Annotated in this window: 21 protein-coding genes and 1 pseudogene; 14 read left to right on the top strand and 8 right to left on the bottom strand. The window is 67.0% G+C overall.

The window, feature by feature from the left end:
* Positions 1 to 11: 11 nt before the first annotated feature.
* The 6 genes from N4S67_RS19055 to N4S67_RS19030 all read left to right on the top strand — a co-directional run bounded on the left by N4S67_RS19055 (position 12) and on the right by N4S67_RS19030 (position 10477).
* A complete protein-coding gene (locus N4S67_RS19055; RefSeq protein ID WP_260994545.1) occupies positions 12 to 2009 on the top strand; it encodes a cytochrome c oxidase assembly protein in 1998 nt (665 codons plus the stop codon).
* 181 nt (positions 2010 to 2190) lie between these two features.
* Positions 2191 to 2646, top strand: coding sequence for a single-stranded DNA-binding protein (gene ssb, locus N4S67_RS19050; protein ID WP_260994544.1), 456 nt, complete (start codon positions 2191 to 2193; stop codon positions 2644 to 2646).
* Positions 2647 to 2779: 133 nt separating this feature from the next.
* The gene (gene ettA, locus N4S67_RS19045; RefSeq protein WP_260994543.1) at positions 2780 to 4453 is read left to right on the top strand and encodes an energy-dependent translational throttle protein EttA; all 1674 of its coding nucleotides are present in this window, start codon (positions 2780 to 2782) and stop codon (positions 4451 to 4453) included.
* 110 nt (positions 4454 to 4563) lie between these two features.
* Positions 4564 to 9420: an NAD-glutamate dehydrogenase gene (locus N4S67_RS19040; RefSeq protein ID WP_260994542.1), complete on the top strand. Its 4857-nt coding sequence runs from the start codon at positions 4564 to 4566 to the stop codon at positions 9418 to 9420.
* Positions 9421 to 9464: 44 nt separating this feature from the next.
* Positions 9465 to 9827 carry an acyl-CoA thioesterase gene (locus N4S67_RS19035; RefSeq protein WP_390893450.1) on the top strand — a complete coding sequence of 121 codons (363 nt, stop codon included), beginning with the start codon at positions 9465 to 9467 and terminating at the stop codon, positions 9825 to 9827.
* The gene (locus N4S67_RS19030; protein WP_260994732.1) at positions 9815 to 10477 is read left to right on the top strand and encodes a hypothetical protein; all 663 of its coding nucleotides are present in this window, start codon (positions 9815 to 9817) and stop codon (positions 10475 to 10477) included. Before N4S67_RS19035 ends, N4S67_RS19030 begins: the two co-directional genes overlap by 13 nt.
* Here the strand turns inward: N4S67_RS19030 and N4S67_RS19025 are convergent.
* Together N4S67_RS19025 and N4S67_RS19020 are read right to left on the bottom strand one after the other, a co-directional pair.
* Complete coding sequence (locus N4S67_RS19025) at positions 10474 to 12051, bottom strand: glycoside hydrolase family 13 protein (RefSeq protein WP_260994540.1); 1578 nt, start codon at positions 12049 to 12051, stop codon at positions 10474 to 10476. The genes N4S67_RS19030 and N4S67_RS19025 overlap by 4 nt on opposite strands.
* Positions 12051 to 12446 (bottom strand): globin, encoded by a 396-nt coding sequence (locus N4S67_RS19020; protein ID WP_260994539.1) that lies wholly within the window; start codon positions 12444 to 12446, stop codon positions 12051 to 12053. The genes N4S67_RS19025 and N4S67_RS19020 overlap by 1 nt, the downstream gene beginning before the upstream one ends.
* Before the next feature lie 139 nt (positions 12447 to 12585).
* Here N4S67_RS19020 and N4S67_RS19015 point away from each other — a divergent pair, with 139 nt between their 5' ends.
* Genes N4S67_RS19015 through N4S67_RS19000 form a run of 4 tightly spaced genes read left to right on the top strand, consistent with a single transcriptional unit; the run spans position 12586 to position 14638 of the window.
* Entirely contained in the window at positions 12586 to 13215 is a 630-nt protein-coding gene (locus N4S67_RS19015) for an HNH endonuclease (RefSeq protein ID WP_260994538.1), read from the top strand.
* Between the two features lie 57 nt (positions 13216 to 13272).
* Positions 13273 to 13557 (top strand): aa3-type cytochrome oxidase subunit CtaJ, encoded by a 285-nt coding sequence (gene ctaJ / locus N4S67_RS19010; protein ID WP_260994537.1) that lies wholly within the window; start codon positions 13273 to 13275, stop codon positions 13555 to 13557.
* Positions 13544 to 14029: a DUF5130 domain-containing protein gene (locus tag N4S67_RS19005; RefSeq protein WP_260994536.1), complete on the top strand. Its 486-nt coding sequence runs from the start codon at positions 13544 to 13546 to the stop codon at positions 14027 to 14029. Before ctaJ ends, N4S67_RS19005 begins: the two co-directional genes overlap by 14 nt.
* A gap of 15 nt (positions 14030 to 14044) precedes the next feature.
* Positions 14045 to 14638: an LppA family lipoprotein gene (locus N4S67_RS19000; RefSeq protein WP_260994535.1), complete on the top strand. Its 594-nt coding sequence runs from the start codon at positions 14045 to 14047 to the stop codon at positions 14636 to 14638.
* On the opposite strand, the gene N4S67_RS18995 is transcribed toward N4S67_RS19000, so the two are convergent.
* The 3 genes from N4S67_RS18995 to N4S67_RS18985 all read right to left on the bottom strand — a co-directional run bounded on the left by N4S67_RS18995 (position 14635) and on the right by N4S67_RS18985 (position 18112).
* Positions 14635 to 15030: an HNH endonuclease gene (locus N4S67_RS18995; RefSeq protein WP_260994534.1), complete on the bottom strand. Its 396-nt coding sequence runs from the start codon at positions 15028 to 15030 to the stop codon at positions 14635 to 14637. The two genes, N4S67_RS19000 and N4S67_RS18995, sit on opposite strands and share 4 nt — an antisense overlap.
* A gap of 78 nt (positions 15031 to 15108) precedes the next feature.
* Complete coding sequence (pepN, locus tag N4S67_RS18990) at positions 15109 to 17703, bottom strand: aminopeptidase N (protein WP_260994533.1); 2595 nt, start codon at positions 17701 to 17703, stop codon at positions 15109 to 15111.
* A gap of 25 nt (positions 17704 to 17728) precedes the next feature.
* Positions 17729 to 18112 (bottom strand): DUF732 domain-containing protein, encoded by a 384-nt coding sequence (locus N4S67_RS18985; protein WP_390893425.1) that lies wholly within the window; start codon positions 18110 to 18112, stop codon positions 17729 to 17731.
* Between the two features lie 169 nt (positions 18113 to 18281).
* Between N4S67_RS18985 and N4S67_RS18980 the strand changes: the two genes are divergently transcribed.
* From N4S67_RS18980 to N4S67_RS18965, 4 genes are all read left to right on the top strand, one after another.
* Positions 18282 to 18893, top strand: coding sequence for a DsbA family protein (locus N4S67_RS18980; RefSeq protein WP_260994532.1), 612 nt, complete (start codon positions 18282 to 18284; stop codon positions 18891 to 18893).
* Positions 18894 to 18968: 75 nt separating this feature from the next.
* Positions 18969 to 19442: a ribose-5-phosphate isomerase gene (locus tag N4S67_RS18975; protein ID WP_260994531.1), complete on the top strand. Its 474-nt coding sequence runs from the start codon at positions 18969 to 18971 to the stop codon at positions 19440 to 19442.
* 3 nt (positions 19443 to 19445) lie between these two features.
* Positions 19446 to 20240 (top strand): Fpg/Nei family DNA glycosylase, encoded by a 795-nt coding sequence (locus tag N4S67_RS18970; protein ID WP_260994530.1) that lies wholly within the window; start codon positions 19446 to 19448, stop codon positions 20238 to 20240.
* Positions 20241 to 20262: 22 nt separating this feature from the next.
* Positions 20263 to 21954, top strand: a complete 1692-nt coding sequence (locus N4S67_RS18965; protein WP_260994529.1) for a cation:proton antiporter — start codon at positions 20263 to 20265, stop codon at positions 21952 to 21954.
* An 86-nt stretch (positions 21955 to 22040) separates the two neighbouring features.
* Here the strand turns inward: N4S67_RS18965 and N4S67_RS18960 are convergent, their stop codons facing one another.
* The 3 genes and pseudogenes from N4S67_RS18960 to N4S67_RS28065 all read right to left on the bottom strand — a co-directional run.
* Positions 22041 to 22805, bottom strand: a complete 765-nt coding sequence (locus N4S67_RS18960; protein ID WP_260994528.1) for a DUF1542 domain-containing protein — start codon at positions 22803 to 22805, stop codon at positions 22041 to 22043.
* Between the two features lie 55 nt (positions 22806 to 22860).
* Complete coding sequence (helR, locus tag N4S67_RS18955; RefSeq protein ID WP_260994730.1) at positions 22861 to 25056, bottom strand: RNA polymerase recycling motor ATPase HelR; 2196 nt, start codon at positions 25054 to 25056, stop codon at positions 22861 to 22863.
* 36 nt (positions 25057 to 25092) lie between these two features.
* Positions 25093 to 26196, bottom strand: a pseudogene (locus N4S67_RS28065) (glycosyltransferase); the annotation flags it as partial.
* Between the last annotated feature and the right edge of the window lie 5 nt (positions 26197 to 26201).

Genomic DNA, 26201 nt, shown 5'->3' with positions numbered 1-26201 from the left:
ACGCTGGTCCTGTGACCACCGTGGCGTCGGGCGTGCGCAGCAGCGCAGTGTGGCCGACGCTGGCCGGCGTCGCGGCGCTGGCCGGCGCGGTAGCCGCAGGCATCGGCGCGCTGTCGCTGGCAGATGCGCTGACCGCGACCGGACTGCCCGATCCCGGAGCCGTCACGACCTACGGGCTGCCGTTCGTCCGGGCCGCCGGAGAGATTGCCGCAGTGGTCGCGGTCGGGTCGTTCCTCTTCGCGGCGTTTCTGAGCCCGCCGCAGCGCAACGGTGTGCTCGACGCGAGCGGATACCGCGCGCTGCGCCTCGGCAGCGGCGCGTCGGCCGTGTGGACGGTATGCGCGGCGATGTTGGTGCCGTTGACGGTGTCGGACGTGTCGGGCCAACCGCTGCGCGACAACCTCAACCCACTCGCCATCTGGTCGGCGGCCGGGCTCGTCGACATCGCGAGCGCATGGCGCTGGACGGCCTTTCTCGCCGCGGCCGTCACCTTGGCCAGCCTTTCCGTGCTGCGATGGTCATGGACGCCGTTGCTGCTGGTCGGCGCCCTGGCCACCTTGGTGCCGCTCGGACTCACCGGCCACTCCTCGACCGGCGGCGCGCACGACCTCGCGACCAACAGCCTGCTCATCCACCTCGGCGGCGGGGCGTTGTGGGCCGGTGGGCTGCTCGCACTGCTGGCGCACGCCTTGCGCGGCGGGTCGCACGCGGACCTGACCGCCCGACGCTTCTCCGCGCTCGCCCTCTGGTGCTTCATCGCGATGGCCGTCAGCGGCGTCATCAACGCGGCGGTTCGGGTCACGCCTGCCGATCTGCTGCGCACCGAATACGGCTGGCTGATCGTCGCCAAGGTCGTCGCGCTGAGCCTGCTCGGCGTCCTGGGATGGCAGCAGCGCCGCGTCGGGGTGGCGGCCCTGCAGACCGACCCGGACGCTCGGCGCCCCCTGCTGCGGCTGGCGTTGGTCGAGGCTGTCGTGTTCGGTGCGACGTTCGGCATCGCCGTCGGTCTGAGCCGCACACCTCCACCGCCGCTGCAGCGCGAACCCAGCCCCACCGAGGTGGCGATCGGATACGACTTCGCGGGTCCGCCCACGCTGGCGCGGGTGCTGTTCGACTGGCGGTTCGACCTGATCTTCGGCACCGCCGCGATCGTCATGGCGGTGGTGTACCTGCTGGCGGTACGCCGTCTGCGCCGTCGCGGTGACGCCTGGCCCGTCGGCCGCACACTGGGCTGGCTGCTCGGCTGCGCGGCGCTGTTGTTCGCGACCTCGTCGGGGCTCGGGCGCTACATGCCCGCAATGTTCTCGATGCACATGATCGCGCACATGCTGCTCTCGATGCTGGTACCGATTCTGCTGGTGCTCGGCGCGCCGATGACCTTGGCGCTGCGGGCGCTGCCGGCGGCGGGACGCGATGATGCTCCGGGTCCGCGGGAATGGCTGCTGGCGGCGCTGCATTCGCAGGTGTCGCGATTGCTCACCAATCCGATCGTCGCGACAGTGGTGTTCGTCGCCGGCTTTTACGGCCTGTACTTCGGCGGCCTGTTCGACGCCGCGGTCGACGACCACGCCGCGCACGTGCTCATGAACCTCCACTTCCTGCTCAGTGGCTACCTCTTCTACTGGGTGGTGATCGGCATCGACCCGGCGCCGCGGCAGATCCCGCAGCTGGGCAAGGTCGCCATGGTGTTCGCGTCGCTGCCGTTGCACGCCTTCTTCGGCGTCGTGCTGATGGGCATGAAGACAGTCCTGGGGGAGACGTTCTACCGGTCGCTGCAGCTGAGTTGGCACACCGACCTGCTCGGCGACCAGCGCACCGGTGGTGGAATCGCTTGGGCCGCAGGCGAAGTCCCCCTCGTTGTGGTGATGCTCGCGTTGTTGATCCAGTGGCGCCGCAGCGATCAGCGCACGGCCAAGCGGCTGGACCGTGCCGCCGACCGAGACGACGACGCGGACTTGGCGGCGTACAACGCGATGCTCGCCGCACTGGCCCGCCGCAACGAACGGTGAGGTCTCGCACGCCGGTTCAGCTCTGATCAAGCGGTTGTCCACAACGGACAATTCATCCACAGCCAGCTCGTCGATAGGCGGCGTGACGGCGCCGGGTGTCAGCGCCTCGGCGCTCAATGGCGGTGTCAACGACGAACCGGGCTCCCGGGCGTCGTCAAGGAAACACGTTGAAGGAGACAACATGTTCGAGACACCGTTCACCATCGTCGGCAACATCGTCACCGACCCGATCCACCGTCGGGTCGGCGACCAGGAGACGGTGAGGTTCCGCGTCGCGAGCAATTCGCGCCGTCGTACCGCCGAGGGAACATGGGAGCCGGGCAACTCGTTGTTCGTGACGGTGAACTGCTGGGGGCGGGTGGTGGCCGGAGTCAGTGCGGCTCTGGTCAAAGGCGACCCCGTGATCGTCGTGGGGCACGTCTACACCAGCGAGTACGACGATCGCGACGGCAACCGGCGCTCGTCGGTCGAGGTGCGTGCGACGTCCGTCGGACCCGACCTGGCCCGTTGTACTGCACGTATCGACCGTGCCAAGCAGCAGACCGATCAACAGTCCACAGATCAACACGACGAGTCCGGGGACCCGGAGGTCGATGAGGCGGAGCAGTCCGGCGATGCGCTGCCCTTGACGGCGTAGCGCCGGCACGCGGTCGACAGAGCCGCTTGAGTAGCCACTTGAGTAGCTCTGTCGGCTGTGCTCAGACGGCCACGCCTACGATGGTCCGCGGGCATCACCGATACTCGCGATATTCGAAAGGCAACATCACGGCATGGCCGAATTCATCTATTCGATGCGGAAGGTCCGCAAGGCGCACGGCGACAAGGTCATCCTTGACGACGTCAGTCTGAACTTCCTTCCGGGCGCGAAGATCGGCGTCGTCGGTCCGAACGGGGCCGGCAAGTCGAGCGTCTTGCGGATCATGGCCGGACTGGACACCGCCAACAACGGCGACGCCATGCTCCAGCCGGGCGCGACCGTCGGCATCCTGCAGCAGGAGCCGCAGCTCGACGAGACCAAGACGGTCCGCGAGAACGTCGAAGACGGCGTGGCGATCAAGGGCAAGCTCAACCGGTACAACGAGGTTGCGGAGCTGATGGCCACCGACTACACCGACGAGCTGATGGACGAGATGGGTCAGCTCCAGGAGGAACTCGACGCGGCCGACGCGTGGGACATCGATTCGCAGCTCGAGCAGGCGATGGATGCGCTGCGCTGCCCGCCGCCCGACGAGCCGGTTACCCACCTCTCCGGTGGTGAGCGGCGCCGCGTGGCCCTGTGCAAATTGTTGCTGTCCAAACCGGACCTGCTGCTGCTCGACGAGCCGACCAACCACCTCGACGCCGAGAGCGTGCTGTGGCTCGAGCAGCACCTCGCCGACTACAAGGGCGCCATCCTGGCGGTCACCCACGACCGGTACTTCCTGGACAACGTGGCCGAGTGGATCCTTGAACTCGACCGCGGCCGCGCCTACCCCTACGAGGGCAACTACTCGACGTACCTGGAGAAAAAAGCCGAGCGCGTGGCCGTTCAGGGCCGCAAGGACGCCAAGCTGCAGAAGCGACTGCAAGAGGAACTGGCCTGGGTCCGGTCCGGGGCCAAGGCGCGTCAGGCCAAGAACAAGGCGCGCCTCGGCCGCTACGAGGAGATGGCTGCGGAGGCGGAGAAGACCCGCAAGCTGGACTTCGAGGAAATCCAAATCCCGACCGGGCCGCGGCTCGGCAACGTCGTGGTCGAGGTCGAGCACCTCGACAAGGGATTCGAGGGCCGACAGCTCATCAAGGACCTGTCTTTCACGTTGCCGCGCAACGGCATCGTCGGCGTCATCGGCCCCAACGGCGTCGGTAAGACCACGTTGTTCAAGACCATCGTCGGGCTCGAGCAGCCGGACAGCGGCATTGTCAAGGTCGGCGAGACGGTCAAGCTCAGCTACGTCGACCAGAGTCGCGCGGGAATCGACCCCAAAAAGACGGTGTGGCAGGTCGTCTCCGACGGGCTGGACTACATCGAGGTCGGCCAGAACGAGGTGCCGTCCCGCGCTTACGTATCGGCGTTCGGCTTCAAGGGGCCCGACCAGCAGAAGCCGGCCGGTGTGCTGTCCGGCGGTGAACGCAATCGGCTGAACCTGGCGCTCACCCTGAAAGAGGGCGGCAACCTGATCCTGCTCGACGAGCCGACCAACGACCTCGACGTGGAAACACTGAGCTCGCTGGAGAACGCACTGGGCAACTTCCCCGGCTGCGCGGTGGTCATCAGCCACGACCGGTGGTTCCTCGATCGCACCTGCACGCACATCCTGGCGTGGGAGGGCGACACCGACAACGAGGCCAAGTGGTTCTGGTTCGAGGGCAACTTCGGTGGCTACGAGGAGAACAAGGTGGAACGCCTAGGTGCTGAAGCGGCTCGTCCGCACAGGGTGACCCACCGGCGGCTCACACGCGACTAGTGTCGCTCGTGCGGATCACGGAGCCGCGCCGGCGGCGACATGGTCTCAAGGAGCCGCCCCGCGGCGACATCCACTACGGGATGGTTCGTGCCTGAGTCGAGGAGCGTCGCATGTCGGTGAATCCGGGCACCGGAGCCGGTGTTCATGGGGACCCGGTGCTCAGCCAGGAGGCCGTCGCGCGCATGGCGCGGGCCTTCATGGAGACCTACCGCGGCCCGCACGCCGACGCACCCGCCGCCGACGCGGCAGTCACGATGCCGGTGCAGATGTCGGCGGGCCGCGTGGTCTCGCCGGCCATGGTGACCGGCCATCTGCGGCTGGCCCGGCACAGGCCGGTGGGTGATACCCGCGTGGCCGTGTACGTCGCCGACGACCCGGCGGGATTCGGGCCTGCGCTGCAGATCGTCACCGACCACACCGCGATGGTGATGGACTCGGTGACCGTCGTGCTGCACCGGTTCGGCATTGCGTACACCGCGGTGATGAACCCGGTGTTCCGGGTGCACCGCGGTCCGGCCGGAGAGCTGCTCGATGTGCGCCCGCTCGTCGACGCAGGCGGTTCGCGGGACGGCATCGACGAGGCGTGGATTCACGTCCAGCTGTCGGCTACCGCCGACGTGAAGGCAGTGGCCGAGGTGGCGCAGATGCTGCCCAGTGTGCTCGCCGACGCGCACCAGGTCGCCCTCGACTCGGGGGCGTTGTCGTCGACGCTGCGGGGGCTGGCCCATGCCCTCGACGCCGATCCCGAGGGCCGTTTTCCCGGGCCGGATCGCAGGGACGTCGCGGCGCTCCTGCGCTGGCTTGCCGACGGGCACTTCGTGTTGCTCGGATATCAGCGCTGTGCGGTCCATGACGGGCAGGCATCGGTCGATCCGGCCAGCCGGCTCGGCGTGCTGAGAATGCGCCGCGATGTGCTGCCGCAGCTCACCAAGGACGACGATCTACTGGCGCTGGCCCAGGCGACGATTCCCAGCTATCTGCGTTACGGCGCCTACCCCTACATCGTCGTGGTCCGCGAGCGGATTGGCCCCAACGCCGTCGAGCATCGGTTCGTCGGGCTGTTCACCGTCGCGGCCATGAACTCCAACGTGCTCGAGATCCCGCTGGTCTCGCGGCGGGTGAACGAGGCGCTGGCGCTGGCCCAGCGCGACCCCAGCCATCCGGGCCCACTGCTGCTCGACATCATCCAGACCATTCCCCGGTCGGAGCTGTTCGCGCTGTCGGCGCCGCAGCTGCTCGACATGGTCAAAGCCGTGGTCGACCTCGGATCGCGGCGCCGGACGCTGCTGTTCCTGCGCGCGGATTCGCTGGCCCACTTCGTCTCATGTCTGGTGTATCTGCCCCGTGACCGGTACACCACCGCGGTGCGGCTGGAGATGCAGGACATCCTGGTCCGTGAACTCGGCGGCGTCAGCATCGAGTACACGGCGCGGGTGAGCGAATCACCCTGGGCTGTTGTGCATTTCACGGTTCGTATGCCGGCGGACTCCGGTCCGCAGGACATCGACACGTCCCTGGGCAACGAAAGCCGGATTCAGGACCAGCTCACCGAAGCGGCCAGGACGTGGGGCGATCGGCTGATCGGTGCAGTCAAGACAGGCTCGATCGATCAGCGCACGGCCGAGCACTACGCCACCGCGTTCCCCGAGGTGTACAAGCAGGCGATCCCGCCGCTGAACGCGATCGGCGACATCGCAATCATCGAGAAGTTGCAGGACAACTCGGTCAAACTTGTGCTCGCCGACGGCGACGAGGAAGGCGTCTCTCACCTCATCTGGTATCTCGGTGGCCGTTCGGCGTCGTTGAGCCAGCTACTGCCGATGCTGCAGTCGATGGGCGTCATCGTGCTCGAGGAGCGCCCCTTCACTGTGACCAGACCCGACGGGCTGGCGGTGTGGATCTACCAGTTCAAGGTCTCCCCTCACCGGGGTATCCCCGAAGCGCCCAAGGGGCCCGAGCGCGAGGCCACCGCGCAGCGGTTCGCCGATGCCGTCACCGCCATCTGGCACGGTCGCGCCGAGATCGACCGCTTCAACGAACTGGTGCTGCGTGCCGGTCTCACCTGGCAGCAGGTGACCATCCTGCGCAGCTACGCGAAATACCTACGGCAGGCGGGGTTTCCGTACAGTCAGTCGCACATCGAGTCGGTGATCAATGACAACGCCAATACCGCGCGGTCGCTGGTCGAGCTGTTCGAAGCGCTGTTCTCGCCGACAACCGACGGGTCGGAGGGCGCGCCGAAGCGCCGTGACGCGCAAGCCGCCGCAGCCGCGGTGGCCGCCGACATCGACGCGTTGGTCAGCCTGGACACCGACCGGGTACTCCGCGCGTTCGCGTCGATGATCCAGGCGACTTTGCGCACCAACTACTTCGTCAGCCGGTCCGAGTCGGCGCGCCAGCAGAACGTGCTGTCATTCAAACTGAACCCAGGCTTGATCGACGAACTTCCTTTGCCGAGGCCGAAATTCGAGATCTTCGTCTACTCGCCGAGGGTCGAGGGCGTGCACCTGCGGTTCGGGCATGTTGCTCGTGGCGGACTGCGTTGGTCGGACCGCCGGGAAGACTTCCGCACCGAAATCCTCGGGCTGGTCAAGGCGCAGGCGGTGAAGAACGCGGTGATCGTTCCCGTGGGCGCGAAGGGCGGATTCGTTCTCAAGTCACCGCCGGTGCCAACCGGTGACGCCGCCGCCGACCGTGACGCCCATCGCAACGAGGGCGTCGCGTGTTACAAGCTGTTCATCGCGGGACTGCTCGACGTCACCGACAACGTGGACAAGGCCACCGGCGAGGTGACACCCCCGCCCGAGGTGGTGCGCCGCGACGGCGACGACGCCTATCTGGTGGTCGCGGCCGACAAGGGCACCGCGACGTTCTCCGACATCGCCAACGAGGTGGCCAAGTCCTACGGGTTTTGGCTCGGCGACGCGTTCGCGTCCGGCGGGTCCGTGGGCTACGACCACAAGGCGATGGGTATCACCGCCAAGGGCGCGTGGGAAGCGGTCAAACGCCACTTTCGCGAAATGAGCGTCGACACCCAATCCGAGGACTTCACCGTCGTCGGCGTAGGCGACATGAGCGGCGACGTCTTCGGTAACGGGATGTTGCTTTCCAAGCACATTCGGCTGCTCGCCGCATTCGACCACCGCCACATCTTCATCGACCCCGACCCCGATGCGGCGCGATCGTGGGAGGAGCGCAAGCGGCTGTTCGGCCTCCCGCGATCCAGCTGGGAGGACTACGACAGCTCACTGATCAGCGAAGGTGGCGGCGTGTACAGCCGTCAGCAGAAGTCCATCTCGCTCAGTGAGCGGGCGCGCGCGGCTCTCGGCATCGAGAGCGGGGTGGAGGAGTTGACGCCGCCGAACCTGATCAAGGCGATTCTGCGGGCGCCTGCGGATCTGCTGTTCAACGGCGGCATCGGGACGTACATCAAGGCCGAGACGGAGTCCGACGCCGACGTCGGCGACCGGACCAACGATCCCGTTCGTGTCAACGGAAACCAGGTGCGCGCCAAAGTGATCGGCGAGGGCGGCAACCTCGGCGTCACGTCGCTTGGCCGCGTGGAGTTCGACCTCGCCGGCGGCCGGATCAACACCGACGCACTGGACAACTCGGCCGGGGTCGACTGTTCCGACCACGAGGTCAACATCAAGATCCTCATCGACTCGCTGGTGACCGCGGGCAAGGTCAGCCTGCAGGATCGCACTGATCTGCTGCTGTCGATGACCGATGAGGTCGGCCGCCTCGTTCTCAAAGACAACGAGAACCAGAACGACCTGATGGGTACCAGCCGCGCCAACGCGGCCAGCCTGCTGCCGGTGCACGCCCGGATGATCAAGGAGTTCGTCGCCGAGCGCGGGCTCAACCGCGAACTCGAGGCGTTGCCGTCGGAGAAGGAGATCCGGCGGCGCATCGAGGCCGGTCTCGGTTTGACGTCTCCGGAGATCGCGACGCTGATGGCCCACGTGAAGCTGGCGCTCAAAGACGATGTTCTCGCCGGCGACCTGCCCGACCAGGAGGCCTTCGCCGCGCGCCTGCCCTCGTACTTTCCGACCACGCTGCGCGACCAATTCGGTGCCGACATCCGAGCACACCAACTGCGCCGCGAGATCGTGACCACCATGCTGGTCAACGACCTGGTCGACACCAGCGGCATCACCTACGTCTACCGGATCACCGAGGACGTCGGCGTGGGACCGGTGGACGCAGTGCGAAGTTACGTCGCGACCGACGCCATTTTCCGGATCGGTGAGGTGTGGCGCCAGATCCGGGCGGCGGACGTGTCGGTCGCCTTGGCCGACCGGATGACGCTCGACCTGCGCAGGTTGGTCGACCGGGCCGGCCGCTGGCTGCTGAACTACCGTCCGCAGCCGCTGGCCGTCGGCGCCGAGATCAACCGGTTCGCCAAGAAGGTGGCCGCACTGACGCCACGGATGTCGGAGTGGCTTCGCGGCGACGACGAGGCGATCGTCACCAAGGAAGCCGACGACCTCTGCTCGCACGGCGTCCCGAAAGACCTGGCGTACATGGTTGCAACGGGCTTGTACCAGTACAGCCTGCTCGACGTAATCGACATCGCCGACATCGTCGACCGAGAGCCGGACGAAGTCGCCGATACGTATTTCGCGTTGATGGACCACCTCAATACCGACTCCCTGCTGACCGCAGTGTCGCACCTGGAGCGCGATGACCGTTGGCATTCGCTGGCGCGCTTGGCGATTCGCGAAGACATCTACAGTTCGGTGCGGTCATTGTGCTTCGACGTGCTCGCCGTCGGTGAGCCGGACGAAAGCGGTGAGCAGAAGATCCAGGAGTGGGAGGCGACGAACAGCGCGCGCATCGGCCGCGCTCGCCGGACGCTTTCCGAGATCTACGAGAGCGGAGAGCAGGATCTGGCGACGCTGTCGGTCGCGGCCCGCCAAATCCGCAGCATGACACGGACGAGTGGAACGGGGACATCTGGGTGACGGGTTTTGTAGCACCGGTGCATGTGCGGTGGTCGGACATCGACATGTACCAGCACATCAATCACGCCACCATGGTCACCCTGCTCGAGGAGGCTCGTATTCCGTTCCTGCGCGAGCCCTTCGGTCCGTCGATCGAAACGATCGGGCTGCTCATCGCGGACGTGAGAATCTCCTACAAAGCACAACTGCGGCTCATTGATTCGCCGCTGCAGGTGACTATGTGGTCCAAGCGGGTTCGTGCCGTCGACTTCACCATCGGTTACGAGGTGCGGTCGGTCGGCGCGTCGCCGGAGTCGAAGCCGGCGGTCATTGCCGAGACGCAGTTGGCGGCGGTGCACATCAAAGAGCAACGTCTGGAACGACTTTCGACGCAGCAGCGAGAGTATCTGCAACGCTGGACACGATGAGCGAGCGCGGTCTGTGGCTGGACAACTCGAGCCATCGCGAGGACCTCGCGGCGTTCGTGGAGCGGGCGCTACGCCTCGACGAGGCGGCGGTAATCCGGCTACGGGAGCGCGAGGGCGGGCTCGTCGTGGCGTGGGTGTCGACGGGATTCGACGTGCTCGCCAGTCGCGTGGTCGAAGGCAGGCTCAAGCCGGCCGACTTGTCAGCCGGTGCCGACGCGCTCGCAGCCGGGTTGGCCGCGATGCAACGCGACGGTTTTGTGGAGCCCGGGTTCGCGATGGACTCCGCCTGGCGCGGCGGGCTGCCGCCCGAGGCGGGGTTCGTCCACCTCGACGACGTGCCCGCCCGTGTGGTGCTCGACCTGGCGCAGCGTGGAGTGGCGTTGGCCAAGGAACATTCGAGCGCGCACGGGCCGCCGGCGTCGCTGCTCGATCAGGAGGTGGTGGCCGTCAGCTCGGGTGAGGCCAGCGTCGGCATCCCGATGCGGTGCGTATTCGCGTTGACCGCGATGGGATTTCTGCCGCAGACGGGTGAGGCCGTCGCCGCCGACGAGATCGTGCGCGTGCGGGCGATGCCCTCGTGGTTGCGCATCGACGCGCGGTTCGGTTCGGTGTACCGTCGCCGCGGCGACCCCGCGCTGGTCCTGCGCTAGGCCAGCCAGGCGGCGGCGTTGGCCGGTAGGTGGCCGTCGATCACCTCGTCGCTGGCCAACAGCAATTCGCCGCCGGGCAGCGGTACCGCGGTGTCGCCGGCATTCAGCACGCAGACCAAGCCGCCACTGCGCTGGAACGTCAGACACCCGGTGGGGGAGTTCAGCCACTCGATGGACCGGCCGTCGAATTCCCCACGGCTGCTCCGTATCTCGATCGCGCGGCGGAAGAACGACAACGTCGAGCCGGCGTCGTGAAGTTGCTTTTCGACCGTCAGCGCAGCCCATTCCGGCGGCAGCGGCAGCCACGTGTCGGGCGTGTCCGAGAATCCGAACGGTGGAGTGTCGCCGTCCCAGGGAATCGGGATGCGGCATGCGTCGCGCCCACGCCGGGTGTGTCCTGACCGCTCCCACACCGGGTCGCGCAACGCCTCGTCAGGCAGGTCAACGTTGGGCAGACCCAGTTCCTCGCCGTTGTAGAGGAAGACGGCGCCGGGCAGCGCAAGCATGACCATCGCCATGGCTCGTGCCCGGGCGAGGCCGACCTGGCCGCCGCCGTAGCGCGTCGGCTCGCGGTCGACGTCATGGTTGGCCAGCGTCCACGTCGGTGTCGCGTCGGCGATCGCCGCTGCGGCCATCGAGTTCTCGATCGCCCCTCGGATGTCGGCGGCGTCGAACTCGGCGCGCAACAGGCGGAAGTTGAAGCCGAGGTGCAACTCATCAGGACGCACATACCGGGCGAACTGCTCGTTGTCGTACACCCAGACCTCACCGATCGCGACGGAGTGCGGATAGTCGTTGAACACCGTGCGGATCTGGCGGTGGATCTCGTGTACGCCGTCGTTGTTGAAGCGCGGGTCGTCGTCCATGTCGGCCAGCAGCATCTCGGCCTTGACGCCTTCCATGTCGGGCAGGCCCGGCGGCTTGGCCATGCCGTGCGCGACGTCGATGCGGAAGCCGTCGATGCCGCGCTCGAGCCAGAACCGCAACGTCTTTTCGAGGTCATCGAAGACCTCAGGGTTGTCCCAGTTGAGGTCCGGCTGCTCGGCGTCGAACAGGTGCAGGTACCACTGTCCGGGATTGCCGTCGGCCTCGACGATGCGCGTCCATGCGGGGCCGCCGAAGATCGACACCCAATTGTTCGGCGGGTGCAGGCCGTCGGGGCCGGTGCCGTCGCGGAAGATATAGCGCTCGCGCTGGTCGCTGCCGGGACTGCTGGCCAGCGCGGCCTGGAACCACGGGTGCTGCGAACTGGTGTGGTTGGGCACCAGGTCCATCGTGACCTTCATACCCAGTGCGTGGGCGGCCTCGGTCAGCCTATCCAGTGCGGCCAAGCCCCCGAATAGCGGGTCGACGTCGCGCGGGTCGGCCACGTCGTAGCCGTTGTCGGCCATCGGGGAGACCATCACGGGGTTGAGCCAGATGGCGTCGATACCGAGTGTCTTGAGGTAGTCCAGCTTGGCGGTCACGCCGTCGAGGTCGCCGAACCCGTCGCCGTTGCTGTCGCGGAAAGAGCGCGGGTACACCTGATAAAACAGCGCGCGCGACCACCAGGGTGCCGGACCAGGGTGGGGCATCAGAACGCTGAATTCACCATCGAGTGAGCGGCCATCTCCAGGTAGGCGAGCAATTCCCTGCGGTGCTCGTCGTCGAGCGTTTCCGAGTCGATCTCCGCGACGGCCGTGTGCATGCAGCGCAGCCAGGCATCGCGTTCGATGAACCCGATCTTGAACGGTGCGTGGCGCATCCGCAACCGGGGATGCCCACGCTGGTCGGAGTAGGTCCGCGGCCCGCCCCAGTACTGCTCGAGGAACATCCGCAGCCGGACCTCGGCGGCCTCGAGATCCTCGTCGGGATAGAGCGGACGAAGTATCTCGTCCTCGCGCACCAATTCGTAGAAGCGCGACACGATCGCGTGAAACGTCTCGTGGCCACCGACTTCGTCGTAGAACGAACGCTGCGGCTGAGTCACTCCACCATTGTGCTTGGTCGCCGGATGTGGCTGGTCACCGGTCGCGTCACACGATGTTCATTGGACTGACCTGCGAACACGTGCAGAATTGTCGTGCGAGCGGCGGAAATCCATGGTGGACTGTCTTCTCGGAGGACGTATGGCGCATCGGAAAAAGAGCCACCGGCACGGCGCCGGGCCGGCAACGCCAGTGCAGTCGCGTGTCCTTCACAGCGTCGAGATCCATCCGCCGGGTATCAGCGACGGCTCGATCTGGGGCCGTCGTCGAGTCCTTCTGTTGAACTCGACGTTCGAACCGTTGACCGCTCTGCCCATGCGGCGAGCGGTCATCATGCTGATGTGCGGCAAGGCCGATGTGGTGCACGACGACCCCGGCGGGCCCGTCATCCACTCCGCGACCCGCTCGATCGTGGTCCCGACCGTGATCCGGCTGCGGTCCTTCGTGCGGGTGCCGTACCGGGCCCGTGTCCCGATGACCAGGGCCGCATTGATGCACCGCGACCGGTTTCGGTGCGCATACTGCGGCGCGAAGGCCGACACCGTCGACCACGTGGTGCCCCGCAGCCGTGGCGGCGACCACTCCTGGGAAAACTGCGTGGCGGCCTGCTCGACGTGTAACCACCGCAAGGCGGACCGTTTGCTCGCCGAACTGGGGTGGACGCTTCGGAGCACACCCCTCCCGCCGAAGGGGCAGCACTGGCGGCTGCTGTCGAGCGTGAAGGAACTCGACCCGGCGTGGGCGCGATACCTGGGTGAGGGCGCGGCGTAGTCCGCGTCGGTGGCGCTTCGCGCAGGCGCTCATCGCGTTGCGATAGGGTTTGCTTCTGTGAGCACCGCACTGACACACGCGCTACTCGTTCTGGTGCCGCTGGGGCTGACATTGGTGTTGATCTTGCTGATCTGGCGCACCAAGGGCCCGCACCCGGCGAGCTACAAGTTGTCCGAACCCTGGAAGCACTCCCCGATCCTGTGGGCGTCGGAAGAGCCGATGGATCACGGCCACAACACGGGGCAGAGTTATGCGGCCGACTCCGCCGCCCACGGCGGAAACGTAGGCGAGCACGAGTCACATTCGGTGGCGATTGGAGGCGGCGCAAGTGGCAAGTGGTGAAGTTGCGGTACGCGGGCACCGGGCAGCGGTCGAGCACGCCGACCTGCCCAGGGGCTTCGTTGTCACCGCGAGCGGCCGCATCTCAGGAGTTACCGAGCCCGGCACGGTGTCGGTCGACTATCCGTTCCCGGTCAAGGACCTGGTGGTGCTCGACGACGCGCTGAAGTACGGGTCGCGCGCCGCGAAAGCGCGTTTCGCGGTGTACATCGGCGACCTCGGCGCGGACACGGCGGCCACCGCTCGCCAGATCCTTCGTCAGGTGCCGACGCCGGATAACGCTGTGCTGCTGGCGGTCTCGCCCGATCAGCATGCGATCGAGGTCGTCTACGGCATGAAGGTCAAGGGCCGCGGAATCGAAGAGGCTGCGCCACTTGGTGTTTCGGCGGCAGCAGCGTCGTTCAAAGAAGGCAACCTGATGGATGGTCTCATCAGCGCGGTGCGCGTGATGGGTGCCAGTATCTCCCCACCCTGACGGCTGAGCCGTCCGGTGAGCCTATGGTCGCGATGGGTTCAGAACTCCTGGCAGCAGGACGAGGGCCTCGAGCTTCCGACGTGGGTTCAATGGATCGCCGGAGGGTTTGTCGTCCTCGCCGGCGCGCTCTATTTAGGGATCGGAATTTACACCGATCAGCAACAGCTCGATCCCGAGGAACTCACCGCGATTGCGGCGTTGGAGGACACGTTGCGGCCGCGCGGCGCCGTCGAGGACGCGGTGGGCCACTACGAGACGGTGATGCAGCAGATCGCCGACGAGTTGTCCGTTCAACAGCCGGGATTGACATGGCGCTGGGAGCGGCGAACCAGTCGTTTCGGCTGCGAGGGTGAATTCGAAGACACCTCAGCCGTGCACATGCGCACCCGTCATCTCGTGGCCGATGAACCGATTCCCGGTGACAAGTGGGCCGCGGCCCATCAGGTTGTGCGCGACCGTGCGTCGAGCCTCGGCGTCGGCTATGTCAGCGGACTCAAGGTGAGCGATGGCGCCGGCGGCGCGATAGACCTGACTCAGGGCGACGTCGCGGTGCTGTCCGGCGTGACACCGTGTCAGCTGAAGCGCGAAGAATTGGACTCGGCTGGTTAGTCGACCTGCGCGAAAGCGCCGGCGACTTCGTCGGCGGGTGATAGCGAGGCGTCTCGCAGCAGCGACGCGCGTATCTGGACGTAGCGCTCCAGAAATCTTCGCTCGTCGAGACGCTTGCGCCGCATCCACCCGGTGACCTCGTCGTTGCACTTGCTCGTGTTGCACGCTGCGCATGCCGGCACGACGTTGTCGAGTGTGTACCGCCCGCCGCGGGAAATCGCCATGACACAGTCGCGTTGAAGGACGCTGTCGGTCGAGCCGCAGTACGCACAACCTTGCCACGCCGCTTTGATCGCCGCCCACTGAGAAGCCGTCAAGTCGTTGACGACCGCCTTGACTCGGCGCTGACGTCTGCGCGCCGCACGCGCTTTTCGACTTCGGCTAACGGCCATTTCGAAAGCATGCCGCGCTTGCGTGCGCACGTCGCTGTTCGCGAGCGGCGTGTCGCGCAGCAGGAACCACCGCTTGCGCTAGCCGGCGTCGAAGGCGCGGGCCCGCAGCGAGCGTTCCACGCCTGCGCGGCCTTCTATCACCAGTCGGCGCAACGCCGGCGGGACATCCGGATCGGACAGGTAGCGGTCCGCGGCGTCGAGGCCATCCTGGCTGATGTCCCACGACGGGTACAGACCAATCACGACAGTCTGGGCGACCTCACTCGAGCGTCGTTCCCACACACCGGAAATCGCGCCGAAGTAGCGGTCCCGGAACGGGTTGAGCAGCTCCTGCTGACCTGGCCGCACGAACCCGCCGATCACCGAACGCGCGGTGATGTTGGCCAGGGTGTCGTCCTCGATCACCTGCTGCCAGGCCGCCTCCTTCACCGGCGTCTGCGGCCTGGCCGCTGCCGCCGCGGCGGCGTGTCGCCTGCCCGCAGCTGTCGGATCCTCCTGTGCCTCGGCGTCGATCATCGGCGTCGCCGCCCCGTCGCCGTCGATCGCACCCGCCGCCGCCAGCGCCACAACGATGCGCCAGCGCAATTCCGTGTCGACGACCAAGCCAGGCAATCCCTGGTCGGCGGGGTCGGTGTCCAACATTGCCCGCAGGACCCTTGCGTGCGGGCCGCTGAGCACCGAACCGCATAGCGCGTTGACATAGGCCAACTGGTGGTCCGAGCCGGCGTCGGCGCTGCGCGCCAGCTCCAGCAGTCGGTCCGCAAATTCCGGCCAGCCTTGCGAGAGCGCCCACTGCGGCTCGGCGTAAGAGCTCAAGGCGGTCTGAGCCTGCAGTAAGAGCCGCTGCAACACACCGACTTCGGTCTCAGCGTGCACACCGCCGCACACCAGCGACACGAAGTCGCGCGCCTTGAGCTCGGCTTCGCGCGTCATCTCCCACGCCGCCGACCACGCCATCGTCCGCGGCAGTGGTTCGGCGATGTCGGAAATACGCGTCAACACGGTCTGCAGCGAGTCGGGATCGAGCCGCAGGGAGCAGTACGTCAGATCGTCATCGTTGACCAAGATCAACTTGCCACGCGAAATGCTCTGCAGCGCGGGCACATCGGTGTGTTCGCCCTCGATGTCGAGTTCCTCGCGGTGGATCCGGACCAGCTTGCCTGACCCGTCGTCGTCGTACACGCCGACAGCCAACCTGTGCACGCGCGTCTCGCCCGCGCCCGGTGCGGCGCCGCTCTGCGTGATGCCGAACCGGGTGAATCGACCGTCGGCGTCGACGTCGAAGTCTGCGCGCAATGTGTTCAGGCCCGTGGTCTTGAGCCACTGCCGGCCCCACCCCGACAAGTCACGGCCCGACGCCTTCTCCAGCGCACCGAGCAGGTCGCCGAATGTCGCGTTGCCGAATGCGTGGTCGCGGAAGTAGTCCCGAAGACCGGCGAGGAATTCTTCCAGCCCGACGTAGGCGACGAGCTGCTTCAGAACCGAAGCGCCCTTCGCGTAGGTGATTCCGTCGAAGTTCACCTCGACGGCCGCAAGGTCTGGAATGTCGGCCGCCACCGGATGCGTCGACGGAAGTTGGTCCTGCCGGTAGGCCCAGGATTTCTCCACATTGGCGAACGTCGTCCAGGCTTCGGTGTATTCGGTCGCCTCGGCCTGGCACAGCACCGACGCGAAGGTCGCGAACGACTCATTGAGCCACAGGTCGTCCCACCACTGCATGGTGACCAGGTCGCCGAACCACATGTGCGCCATCTCGTGCAGCACCGTCTCCGCGCGCCGCTCGTAGGAGGCCCGGGTGACCTTGCTGCGGAAAACGTAGTCCTCGAGGAACGTCACCGCACCCGCGTTCTCCATCGCACCGGCGTTGAACTCCGGAACGAACAACTGGTCGTACTTGCCGAACGCGTACGGCACGCCGAAGTTCTTGTGGTAGAAGCCGAATCCCTGCTTGGTCTCGGTGAAGAGCCGCTCGGCGTCCATGAACTCCGCCAGCGACTTTCGGCAGAACAGACCCAGGGGGATCTCGCCGTGGTCGTCGGTGTAGGTGTCGTCCCAGCGGGCGTACGGGCCGGCGATCAGCGCCACCAGATAGGTGCTCATCCTCGGGGTGACCGCGAAGGTATGGCGCCTACCCCTGGCCTCGTCGCCGGAGTCCTCCACGCTGACGGTGGCGCCGTTGGACACCACTTCCCAGTGCGCCGGCGCGGTCACCGTGACGTCGAACGTCGCCTTGCGATCGGGTTGGTCGAAGCACGCGAACATCCGCTTGGCGTCGGCGGTTTCGAACTGCGAGTACAGATAGACCTCGTTGTCGACCGGGTCGACGAACCGGTGTAGGCCCTCACCGGTGTTCGAGTAAAGGCAGTCGGCATCGACCACGACCACGTTGTGCTCCGCCAGCCCGATCAGCGGGATGCCGGTCGATTCGTCGTAGCCGGACACGTCGATGGCGTGCCCGTTGAGCGTCGCACTCCGGATCGTGTCGGCGGCGATGTCGATGTAGCTGTCGGCGCCGACCTGCGCGTCGAACTCGACGGTGGTCACCGAACGGAACGTGCGCTCACCCGGCTTTCCGGTGCCGTCGGTGAGGTCGAGCTCGATGCGGTAGTTGTCGACGGTGACCAGCGCGGCGCGTTCGACGGCTTGGTCGCGGGTCAGGTTGGGAAGTGCCACCCGACCAACCTATAGGCCGCCGGGGCTACAGGCCCGGGATGGCCCGCGCTGCAGGGAGCCAGTCCAGGAAGGTGCCGTTGCCGATCGAGGACATGGCCTGCGGGCAGTACATCGAAATCGCGATACCGGTGAAGAAGGCGGCCATCTGCGGTGGGACACCGTTGTTCGACACTTGTGAGTAGACGCTGGCAAGCGACTTGCCCGGTTCGACGAGCATCGGGCACACGGACCGACCGAGGTCGGCCGTGTTCACCGGGTTGTTGTACGCCATACCGCCGTCGCGAAGCGCGCGGAGAAATGAGTCGTCAAGCGGATCTGCGTGGGCGGGCGCGGCGAACATCGCCGCAGCGGTCGTGATGCCGATGCCTAGCGCGAGTGCGCGGGCTGTTCGATCAAGGTGTTTGTTCACTTTGGTAACGATTGTTCACAACAGTCACATCCGAAACACGGTTTGATAACCGTTTGCACATTAAGGCGTTTCTTATGCCGCTGCGTCTCCGTCGCGTGCTTCGGGAACATGATTGTTGGGCACGCCGTTGTGCTGAACGCAGATCTGCCCGCCGATCGAGAGGACACCCATGGCTGAGAAGTCCGTCGCTGATTTCTGGTTCGATCCGCTGTGCCCGTGGTGCTGGATCACCTCGCGGTGGATCCTCGAGGTCGAGAAGGTTCGCGATGTCGAGGTCAACTTCCACGTGATGAGCCTGGCGGTGCTGAACGAGAACAAAGACGACCTGCCCGACGAGTACCGCGAAGGCTTGAAAAAGGCCTGGGGGCCGGTGCGCGTCGCGATCGCCGCCGAGCAGGCCAAGGGCCCAGAGATCCTCGCCCCGCTGTACACGGCGATGGGCACGCGGATCCACAATCAGGGCATCGAAGACTTCGACCTCATCATCAGAGAGTCGCTCGAGGAGACGGGATTGCCCGCCGAACTGGCCGAGGCGGCCACCTCCGACAAGTACGACGAGGCGCTGCGCAAGAGCCACCACGAAGGCATGGATCCCGTGGGCGAGGATGTCGGAACCCCGACCATCCACGTCAACGGCGTCGCATTCTTCGGACCGGTGCTCTCGCGCATCCCACGCGGCGAAGACGCCGGCAAGCTGTGGGACGCATCGGTGACGTTCGCGTCCTATCCGCACTTCTGGGAACTCAAGCGCACCCGCACCGAACGCCCTGAATTCGATTGACCGCTCACGGTCGTGTTCGACTGAGTACGTCGGCCGTGCACTGACCGGCCGCCGTCCTCTGCCAGAATGGCCGCCATGCGCGTCTACCTGGGAGCCGACCACGGGGGCTTCGAGTTCAAGCAGCGGATCATCGAGCATCTGCGGTCGAACGGCCACGAGCCGATCGACTGCGGCGCCTTCGTCAACGATCCCGACGACGACTATCCGGCGTTCTGCATCGCGGCCGCCGAGAAGACGGTGGCCGATCCCGGCAGCCTCGGGATCGTGCTCGGCGGGTCGGGCAACGGCGAGCAGATCGCGGCCAACAAGGTGCCTGGCGCGCGCTGCGCGTTGGGGTGGAGCATCGAGACGGCGAAGTTGGCCCGCGAGCACAACAACGCGCAATTGATCGGCATCGGCGGCCGGATGCACACCGAAGAGGAGGCGCTTGCGATCGTCGACGCGTTCCTGTCGACGCCGTGGTCGGAAGCGCAGCGGCACCAACGTCGTATCGACATCATCGCCGAATACGAGCGGACGCACGACGCGCCACCGGTGCCCGGCGCGTAAGGCATGCCCGAAGGCCACACCCTGCACCGGCTGGCCCGGTTGCACCAGCGCCGCTTCGCGCGCGAGCCGGTCATGGTGTCCAGTCCGCAGGGCCGATTCGCCGATGGAGCCGCGGCGGTCAACGGCCGGGTACTCAAGAAGGCCACCGCGTGGGGCAAGCACCTTTTTCACCATTACGACGGTGGCCGCGTCGTACACGTGCATCTGGGCCTGTACGGGACATTCAACGAAGCGCCGGTTCCGATGCCCCTTCCGGTCGGCCAGGTGCGCATGCGGATGATCGGCACGGAGTACGGCACCGACCTGCGCGGGCCGACGGTGTGCGAGGTGATCGAAGTGCCTGACATCGACGACATCGTGGCGCGGCTCGGACCCGACCCGTTACGGCGGGACGCTGACGGCTCGCTCGCTTGGGCGCGGATTCGAAAGTCGCGCAGGCCGATTGGCGCATTGCTGATGGATCAGTCGGTGCTGGCCGGCGTCGGCAACGTCTACCGCAACGAGTTGTTGTACCGCCACCGCATCGACCCGTACCGGCCGGGCACCCGGATCGATGAGTCCGAATTCGACGCGATGTGGGTCGACCTGGTCGAGCTGATGAGAGTCGGGCTCCGCCGCGGCAAGATCATCACCATTCGGCGCGAGGACGACCACGGGTTCCCGTCGTACCGGCCGGGCAGGCCGCGCACCTACGTGTACCGGCGCGCCGGCGAACCGTGCCGGATCTGCGGCACCGGCATCCGCACCGCGGTGCTTGAGGGTCGGAACCTCTTCTGGTGCCCGAACTGCCAGAAGTAGGCGCTGCCGGGACAATCGGCGAGTGGAATTAATCCTCGTCGTCGTCGGCGCGATCGTCGTCACCGCCATTGCCCACCGCCGCGGGCTGGAACCGGCGCTGATCATCGTCGTCATCGGGGGCGCCGTGTCGTTCCTGCCGGAGTTCGAGGCGCCGGAACTGGATTCGCACATCCTGTTGACCGTGGTGCTGCCGCCGCTGTTGTACTCGGCCGCGCTCGATTTCTCGTTCCCGACGTTCCTGCGCAACATCCGCCCGATCATGGGTCTCGGCGTCGGCCTGGTGGTGGTCACCGCGTTCACGGTGGCCGCGATCTCCTCGTGGCTGGTCGTGGTGCCGCTGACGTTCGCGACGGCGCTGGTGCTCGGCGCGATCGTCGCGCCGCCTGATGCCGTCACCGCCGTGGCAGTGGGCCGCAAACTGGGTCTGCCCAAGCGGGTGATGGCGATCCTGACGGGGGAGAGCCTGATCAACGACGCCGCCGCGCTGACCCTGTTCACCATCGCGGTGAGCCATGTCGCCGGTGGTCACACGTTCATCGAGAACCCCTTCATGCTGTTCGGCTACAGCGCGGTCATCGGGCCGCTGGTGGGTGCGGCGCTGGGCTACGTGACCCTGTGGATCCGCAAGCGACTGGCCAATCCCGGGCTGGAGACGGTGCAGGGTCTGGCGGTGCCGTTCGCGGCCTTCCTCGCCGCCGAAGAGTTGCACGCCTCAGGGGTGCTGGCCGTCGTCGTCGCGGGCTTCGTCGTCGGCAACGGGACGCTGGGCGCCGGTTACCAGACCCGTCTGCAGGAGCGGTACGTCTGGAACTCGGTCGACGTGCTGCTCGAGGCGTTCGTGTTCGCATACATCGGACTGCATCTGCGGTTCGTTCTGGAAGACCTTCGCGAGGCCCACGAATCGCTGCGCCAGGTTGCGGTCGCGTCGGTCATCGTGTTGTTGATCGTGTTGGTGATCCGGCCGCTGTCGGTGTTCGCGATTTTCGGCCGCAACAAGTTGTCGCGCCACGTCGAGACGAAGTTCAGCGTGCCGGTCCCGACCGCCGGTGGCCGCGGCGCGCTGGGCACGCGGCGACGAGACAAGCCGCAGGGCAAATGGCGGTCGCGGATCGACCGTCGCGCGCTGTCGTGGCGGGAGAACGTCGTGGTGTCGTGGACCGGCATGCGTGGTGTGGTGACTTTGGCTGCGGCAGCGGCTATTCCACCCACGACCATCACCGGCGAGCCGTTTCCAGAGCGGGCGACGATCCAGGCGATCGCATTCGTGGTCAGCGTTGGCACGCTACTGATTCAGGGATGGTCGTTGCCGCTGCTGATCCGGCGACTGCACCTGTCGCGCTTCTCCGATGACCACGCCGCCGACCGCGAGGAGGAACTCAAGGCCGAACGGCTGGTGCATGACGCCGCCGACGAGGTACTGGCGCAGTTTCGCGCCAACCCGCCGCGAAACCTGAGTCCGCGGGTGGTCGAGGACATCGAGGCGATCGTGGCACGGCACTCGCAGGACGCCGACGAGATGCCCGATCCGGAGGCGCACACCAAACGGTCGGAGGTGTTCACCGCGCTGTATCGCGATGTGCTGGCCAGTCAGCGGGCCGCGCTGATCGCCGAACGCGACGCCGGGCGCATCGAGGACGAGGCCGTACGGTGGATGCTCGAACGTCTCGACCTGCAGGAGGCGGGCGTGTCGGCGCGCCTGGAGAGCCGCTTCTAGTCCAGCGCTCTTCAGCGCGAACGTTCCGTACCGCTCGACAATTCCGGCGAAACTTCGAGCGGTAACGAACGTTCGCCGCAGAGGGGTTAGAAGCCGCCGCCGAAGTCGCCGCCGCCGCCGAAATCTCCGCCGCCCCAGTCGTTTCCGCCGCCGCCCCAGTCGCTTCCGCCGCCATCGCCGCTGCCGCTATCGCCTGCGCCCTGGTCATGCCCCTGCGCGAAACCCTGTTCGTAGCCGCTGCCATGCATGCCGGAGAACATCGCGTCGAACAGCAGCACCGAACCCAGACCCCAAGCGCCGGCCACCAGCGCCGGCTTCCACCACGGCTCGGAGTACCAGCCTGCGGGCACGGGACGGCCCGCGACGCGACCGCCGGGGTAATAGTTCGGGGTGCGCTCCGACGGGGCCGGCGACGCCTCGATCTGGCGACCTTCGAATTCCACACGACGGTCTTCGGTGACGGCGCCTGCCGACCGCTGCCCGGCCAGGGTCTCCAACTCCGGCCCCGGGTCCATGCCCATCGCCACCCGCGCGGCCCGTACGTAGTAGAGGCCTTCGAGTGCGCTCTCCTTTGCGAGCAACGCCTGCTTGGCCGTCGTGGCCTGCTCGATCTGCGATCCCGCAGCGGTGTAGCGCTCGGAGGCGTCGGCCAGCGCCTGCTTGGACGCGTCGTCGGAGCCGCTGAGGTTGAACACCTGACCACCGAGGCGTTCGATGACGCGACGCGCATCGGCCTTCGCATCGTCGAGCGAAGCGGCCTTCCGCCGGTCCGAGGCCTTCATCGCGGCGTAGATCACCACCCCGAGCGCGACGACGACCAGCACCACAAGGACGAGCAGAACGCCATTCATGATGCCCAGCGTACCTAGCGTAAGTCCTGGAAATCGGGTCGCGAACGGGCCGCGTTTACGCCGAGAGCGGAGTCTCGGTGAGCCCGGCCAGGGCCTCCGGCAGCGGTGCGCGGTGCAACACTCCGAGGCGCTGCGTCGCGCGGGTGAGTGCGACGTAAAGTTCTGCCGCGCCGCGTGGCCCGTCGGCCAGAATCCGGTCCGGCTCGACAACCAGCACGGCGTCGAACTCCAGACCCTTGGTCTGTGACGGCGGTACCGCACCCGGCACGTCCGGCGGACCAATCACGACGCTGGTGCCTTCCCGGCCTGCTTCCGCGCGGTTGAATTCCTCGATAGCAGTGTGCAAGTCGTCGTCGGTGACATGTCGGGACCAGGGCTGCACTCCGGACGCGCGGACCGACTCCGGTGGTTCGGCATCCGGCGCGATCTCGGCGAGCAGCGCTGCGGCCACGGCCATGATCTCGGCGGGCGTGCGGTAGTTGACCGACAGCGGCCGGTAGATCCAACGACCCGGGACATACGGTTCGAGCATCGCGTCCCACGACGTCGCGCCTGCGGCCGACCGGCGCTGGGCGAGGTCACCGACGATGGTGAACGACTTGCTCGGGCACCGCCGCATCAGTACCCGCCAGTCCATTTCGGACAGCTCCTGCGCCTCGTCGACCACCACATGGCGGTAGGTCCAATTACGGTCCGCGGCAGCACGTTCGGCCAGATCGCGGGTATCACGCTCGACGAACCGCTCCGCGAGATCCTCGGCATACAACAGGTCGGTCGCGAGCAGACGGTCCTCGTCGTCCATCAGGTCTTCTCGGCTCTGCATCAGGTCGAGCACCCCCGCTGCATATTCGGCTTCCGCCCGCTGTTCGCGCTCGGCGGTCCGGTCGTCCGGCTTGTCGGGTCCGAGCATGTCCACCAACTCATCGAGCAGCGGCACGTCCGACACGGTCCACGCATCACCGTCTGCGCGCCAAAGCGTTTCGTCGGCGCCCGCCGCGCGCAACCGCTCGCGCGACTGGTACAGCTGCGCCAACAGCGATTCGGGCGTCAGGAGGGGCCAAAGTTCCTCGAGCGCGGCGGCGAACTGTTCGTTGTCCGCGAGTTCGCGCACGAGGTCTTCCCGCAGGTTCTCCCAGGCGCCGCTGTCCTGTCGGGTCAGCCAGCCCTTGCCGATCCTGGCGATCCCGCGTTCGGTGAGCACGTAGGTGATGATGTCGACGAACACCGCACGAGCCTCGTTGTGCGGCAACCCGCTGGCCCGCGCTTCCTCGATGGCCCACTGCGCGGTTTCGGCATCGATGCGCACCGTGACGTCGGTCAGTTCGATCGGCAGCGGCTCGGCCGGTTGTCGCTGCCGGTCCGCGATCGCCGCGGCGAGCACGTCGAGCATCTTCAGCGAGCCCTTGAGCCGCGCGGCGTCGGGACTGTCCTCGGCGGTGGCGTGCAGCCCGGGCACGAGGTCACCGGCGGTCATGAAGACGACATTCGTCTCGCCGAGCGAGGGAAGCACGCGGCCGATGTGGTTGAGGAACGCGGCGTTGGGACCGACGACGAGGACGCCGTGGCGTTCCATCCGCTCGCGTTGCGTGTAAAGCAGGTACGCCACCCGGTGCAGCGCCACGACGGTCTTGCCGGTGCCCGGGCCGCCTTCGATGACGAGCACGCCGTTGTGGTCCAGTCGGATGATCTCGTCCTGCTCGGCTTGGATCGTCGCGACGATGTCGCGCATGCCTTCGCCCCGTGGCGCGTTGACCGCTGCGAGCAACGCCGCGTCGCCGCGCTCGTCGCTGCCGGGCCGACCGAACACTTCGTCGGTGTAGTCGACGAGCTGACGTCCGCGGCTGTGGAATTGCCGTCGGCGCCGCATGTTCTCCGGGTTGGCGGCGGTCGCGACGTAGAACGGCCGCGATGCAGGCGCGCGCCAGTCGAGCAGCATCGGTTCGTAGTCGTTGGCCTCGTCGAACAGCCCGATGCGGCCGATGTAGGACCGCTCGCCGGTTTGGCTGTCGAGCCGGCCGAAGCACAGCCCGTTGTCGGCCACGCTCAGCCGGTTCATCTGCTTGGCAGTCGCCCGCACCTCGGCGTCGCGGTCGACGAGCGTGCCGCCGTCCTGGGCGTCGATCGGGCTGCGCATCGCCGCGCGGTACCGGTTCCGCACGCGCTCGCGCTCGGCGTCGAGCTTGGCGTACAGGCCCGCGACGTAGGTGCGCTCGGACTGCAGCTCGTCGTCGATTGTTCCGGCGGTGAGCAGGTTGGCCGCGGTCGTCGCCCCGTCGGAGCGAACATCGGCGGCCACAGCCTGCGCGCGGCGGCGCACGTCAGGAACAAGAGCAGCGTTCAACGCGGCGGACAGCGATGCGACGGTCGGTATCGGACCGTCGTGTGCCGTCCCGATACCGAGTTCGGCGACGCGAGCGGCCCAGTACGGCTGGTCGGCAGCCTGCGGCACCACCACCTGGGGCACGCCGGCGCGGGCCGCGGTGGTCGTCGTTCCGCCTCCGCCGTGATGCACGACGGCGGCCACCTTCGCGAACAGCGCCTGTTGGTTGACCTCGCCCACGGTGAAGCAGTCGTCCCGATCGTCGATCGGGATCAGCTCGGCCCATCCGCGTGACAGCAAAACGCGCCGGCCTTCTGCCCGGACGGCTTCGATGGCCACCCTGGCGACGTCCGCCGACATGGGCATGCTGCCGAAGCCCACGTACACGGGCGGCGAACCGGCGTCGAGGAACGCCTCGAGATCCGCTTTGAGTGGCCGATCGTCAGGTAGAAGCCACGCGCCGGTCTGGACGACGTCGAGGCCGGCCGCAGGCCGCCAGGGGTCGAGGGTCGGATCGGTCGCCAGCCACGGGCGATCGCCGATGACCTGCTCGCGGACGAAGTCGCGGACATCGTCGACCGCCGGAAGGCCATGGGAGTGGCGGAAGGTGTTGAGCGCCTCGCGGAACATCGCGTTGACATTCGCGGCGCCGGGCATCTCGGGCGGGAAGGGCCTGCCGGGATACAGCAGTGGCGGCTGCTGCGGCGAAGGCAGCATGAGCTGCTGAAAGGTGGCATACACGAAGCTGACCTTGAGCTTCTCGGCGACCGACCGCACCCCGGCCGCGGCGGGCATCATGCCGGTCGCGACGAACGCGTCGCAGCCCTCGGCGGCCGTGACGACGGCATTCGCCGCAGCGAACTGGTCGGCGAACAGGTCGCCCGGCGCGCCCGTCGCGAGATTGCGCGCCGATTGTCCGACCGGTACGTGGTGCACTCCGACGCGGCCGATCAGCTCCGCGAAGTCAGGCGGTGCGCACAGTCGGACCTGCTCGCCGTGGGCCCGCAGTCGCTCGGCCAACGCGACCATCGGTTCGACGTCGCCGCGCGATCCGTACGTCGACAACAGCACACGCA

This window comes from Mycobacterium deserti (assembly GCF_025345615.1).
GTDB lineage: Bacteria > Actinomycetota > Actinomycetes > Mycobacteriales > Mycobacteriaceae > Mycobacterium > Mycobacterium deserti.
Note: the sequence above shows the minus strand (reverse complement) of the source record. Positions and strands in the feature narration are given on the sequence as shown.

Excerpts from the sequence above, each read along its gene's own strand:
- ssb (WP_260994544.1), top strand. The coding sequence starts at position 2,191 with ATGTTCGAGACACCGTTCACCATCGTCGGCAACATCGTCACCGACCCG.
- ettA (WP_260994543.1), top strand. The coding sequence starts at position 2,780 with ATGGCCGAATTCATCTATTCGATGCGGAAGGTCCGCAAGGCGCACGGC.
- N4S67_RS19040 (WP_260994542.1), top strand. The coding sequence starts at position 4,564 with ATGTCGGTGAATCCGGGCACCGGAGCCGGTGTTCATGGGGACCCGGTG.
- N4S67_RS19035 (WP_390893450.1), top strand. The coding sequence starts at position 9,465 with ATGTACCAGCACATCAATCACGCCACCATGGTCACCCTGCTCGAGGAG.
- N4S67_RS19025 (WP_260994540.1), bottom strand. The coding sequence starts at position 12,051 with ATGCCCCACCCTGGTCCGGCACCCTGGTGGTCGCGCGCGCTGTTTTAT.
- N4S67_RS19015 (WP_260994538.1), top strand. The coding sequence starts at position 12,586 with ATGGCGCATCGGAAAAAGAGCCACCGGCACGGCGCCGGGCCGGCAACG.
- N4S67_RS18995 (WP_260994534.1), bottom strand. The coding sequence starts at position 15,030 with ATGGCCGTTAGCCGAAGTCGAAAAGCGCGTGCGGCGCGCAGACGTCAG.
- N4S67_RS18980 (WP_260994532.1), top strand. The coding sequence starts at position 18,282 with ATGGCTGAGAAGTCCGTCGCTGATTTCTGGTTCGATCCGCTGTGCCCG.
- N4S67_RS18975 (WP_260994531.1), top strand. The coding sequence starts at position 18,969 with ATGCGCGTCTACCTGGGAGCCGACCACGGGGGCTTCGAGTTCAAGCAG.
- N4S67_RS18970 (WP_260994530.1), top strand. The coding sequence starts at position 19,446 with ATGCCCGAAGGCCACACCCTGCACCGGCTGGCCCGGTTGCACCAGCGC.
- N4S67_RS18960 (WP_260994528.1), bottom strand. The coding sequence starts at position 22,805 with ATGAATGGCGTTCTGCTCGTCCTTGTGGTGCTGGTCGTCGTCGCGCTC.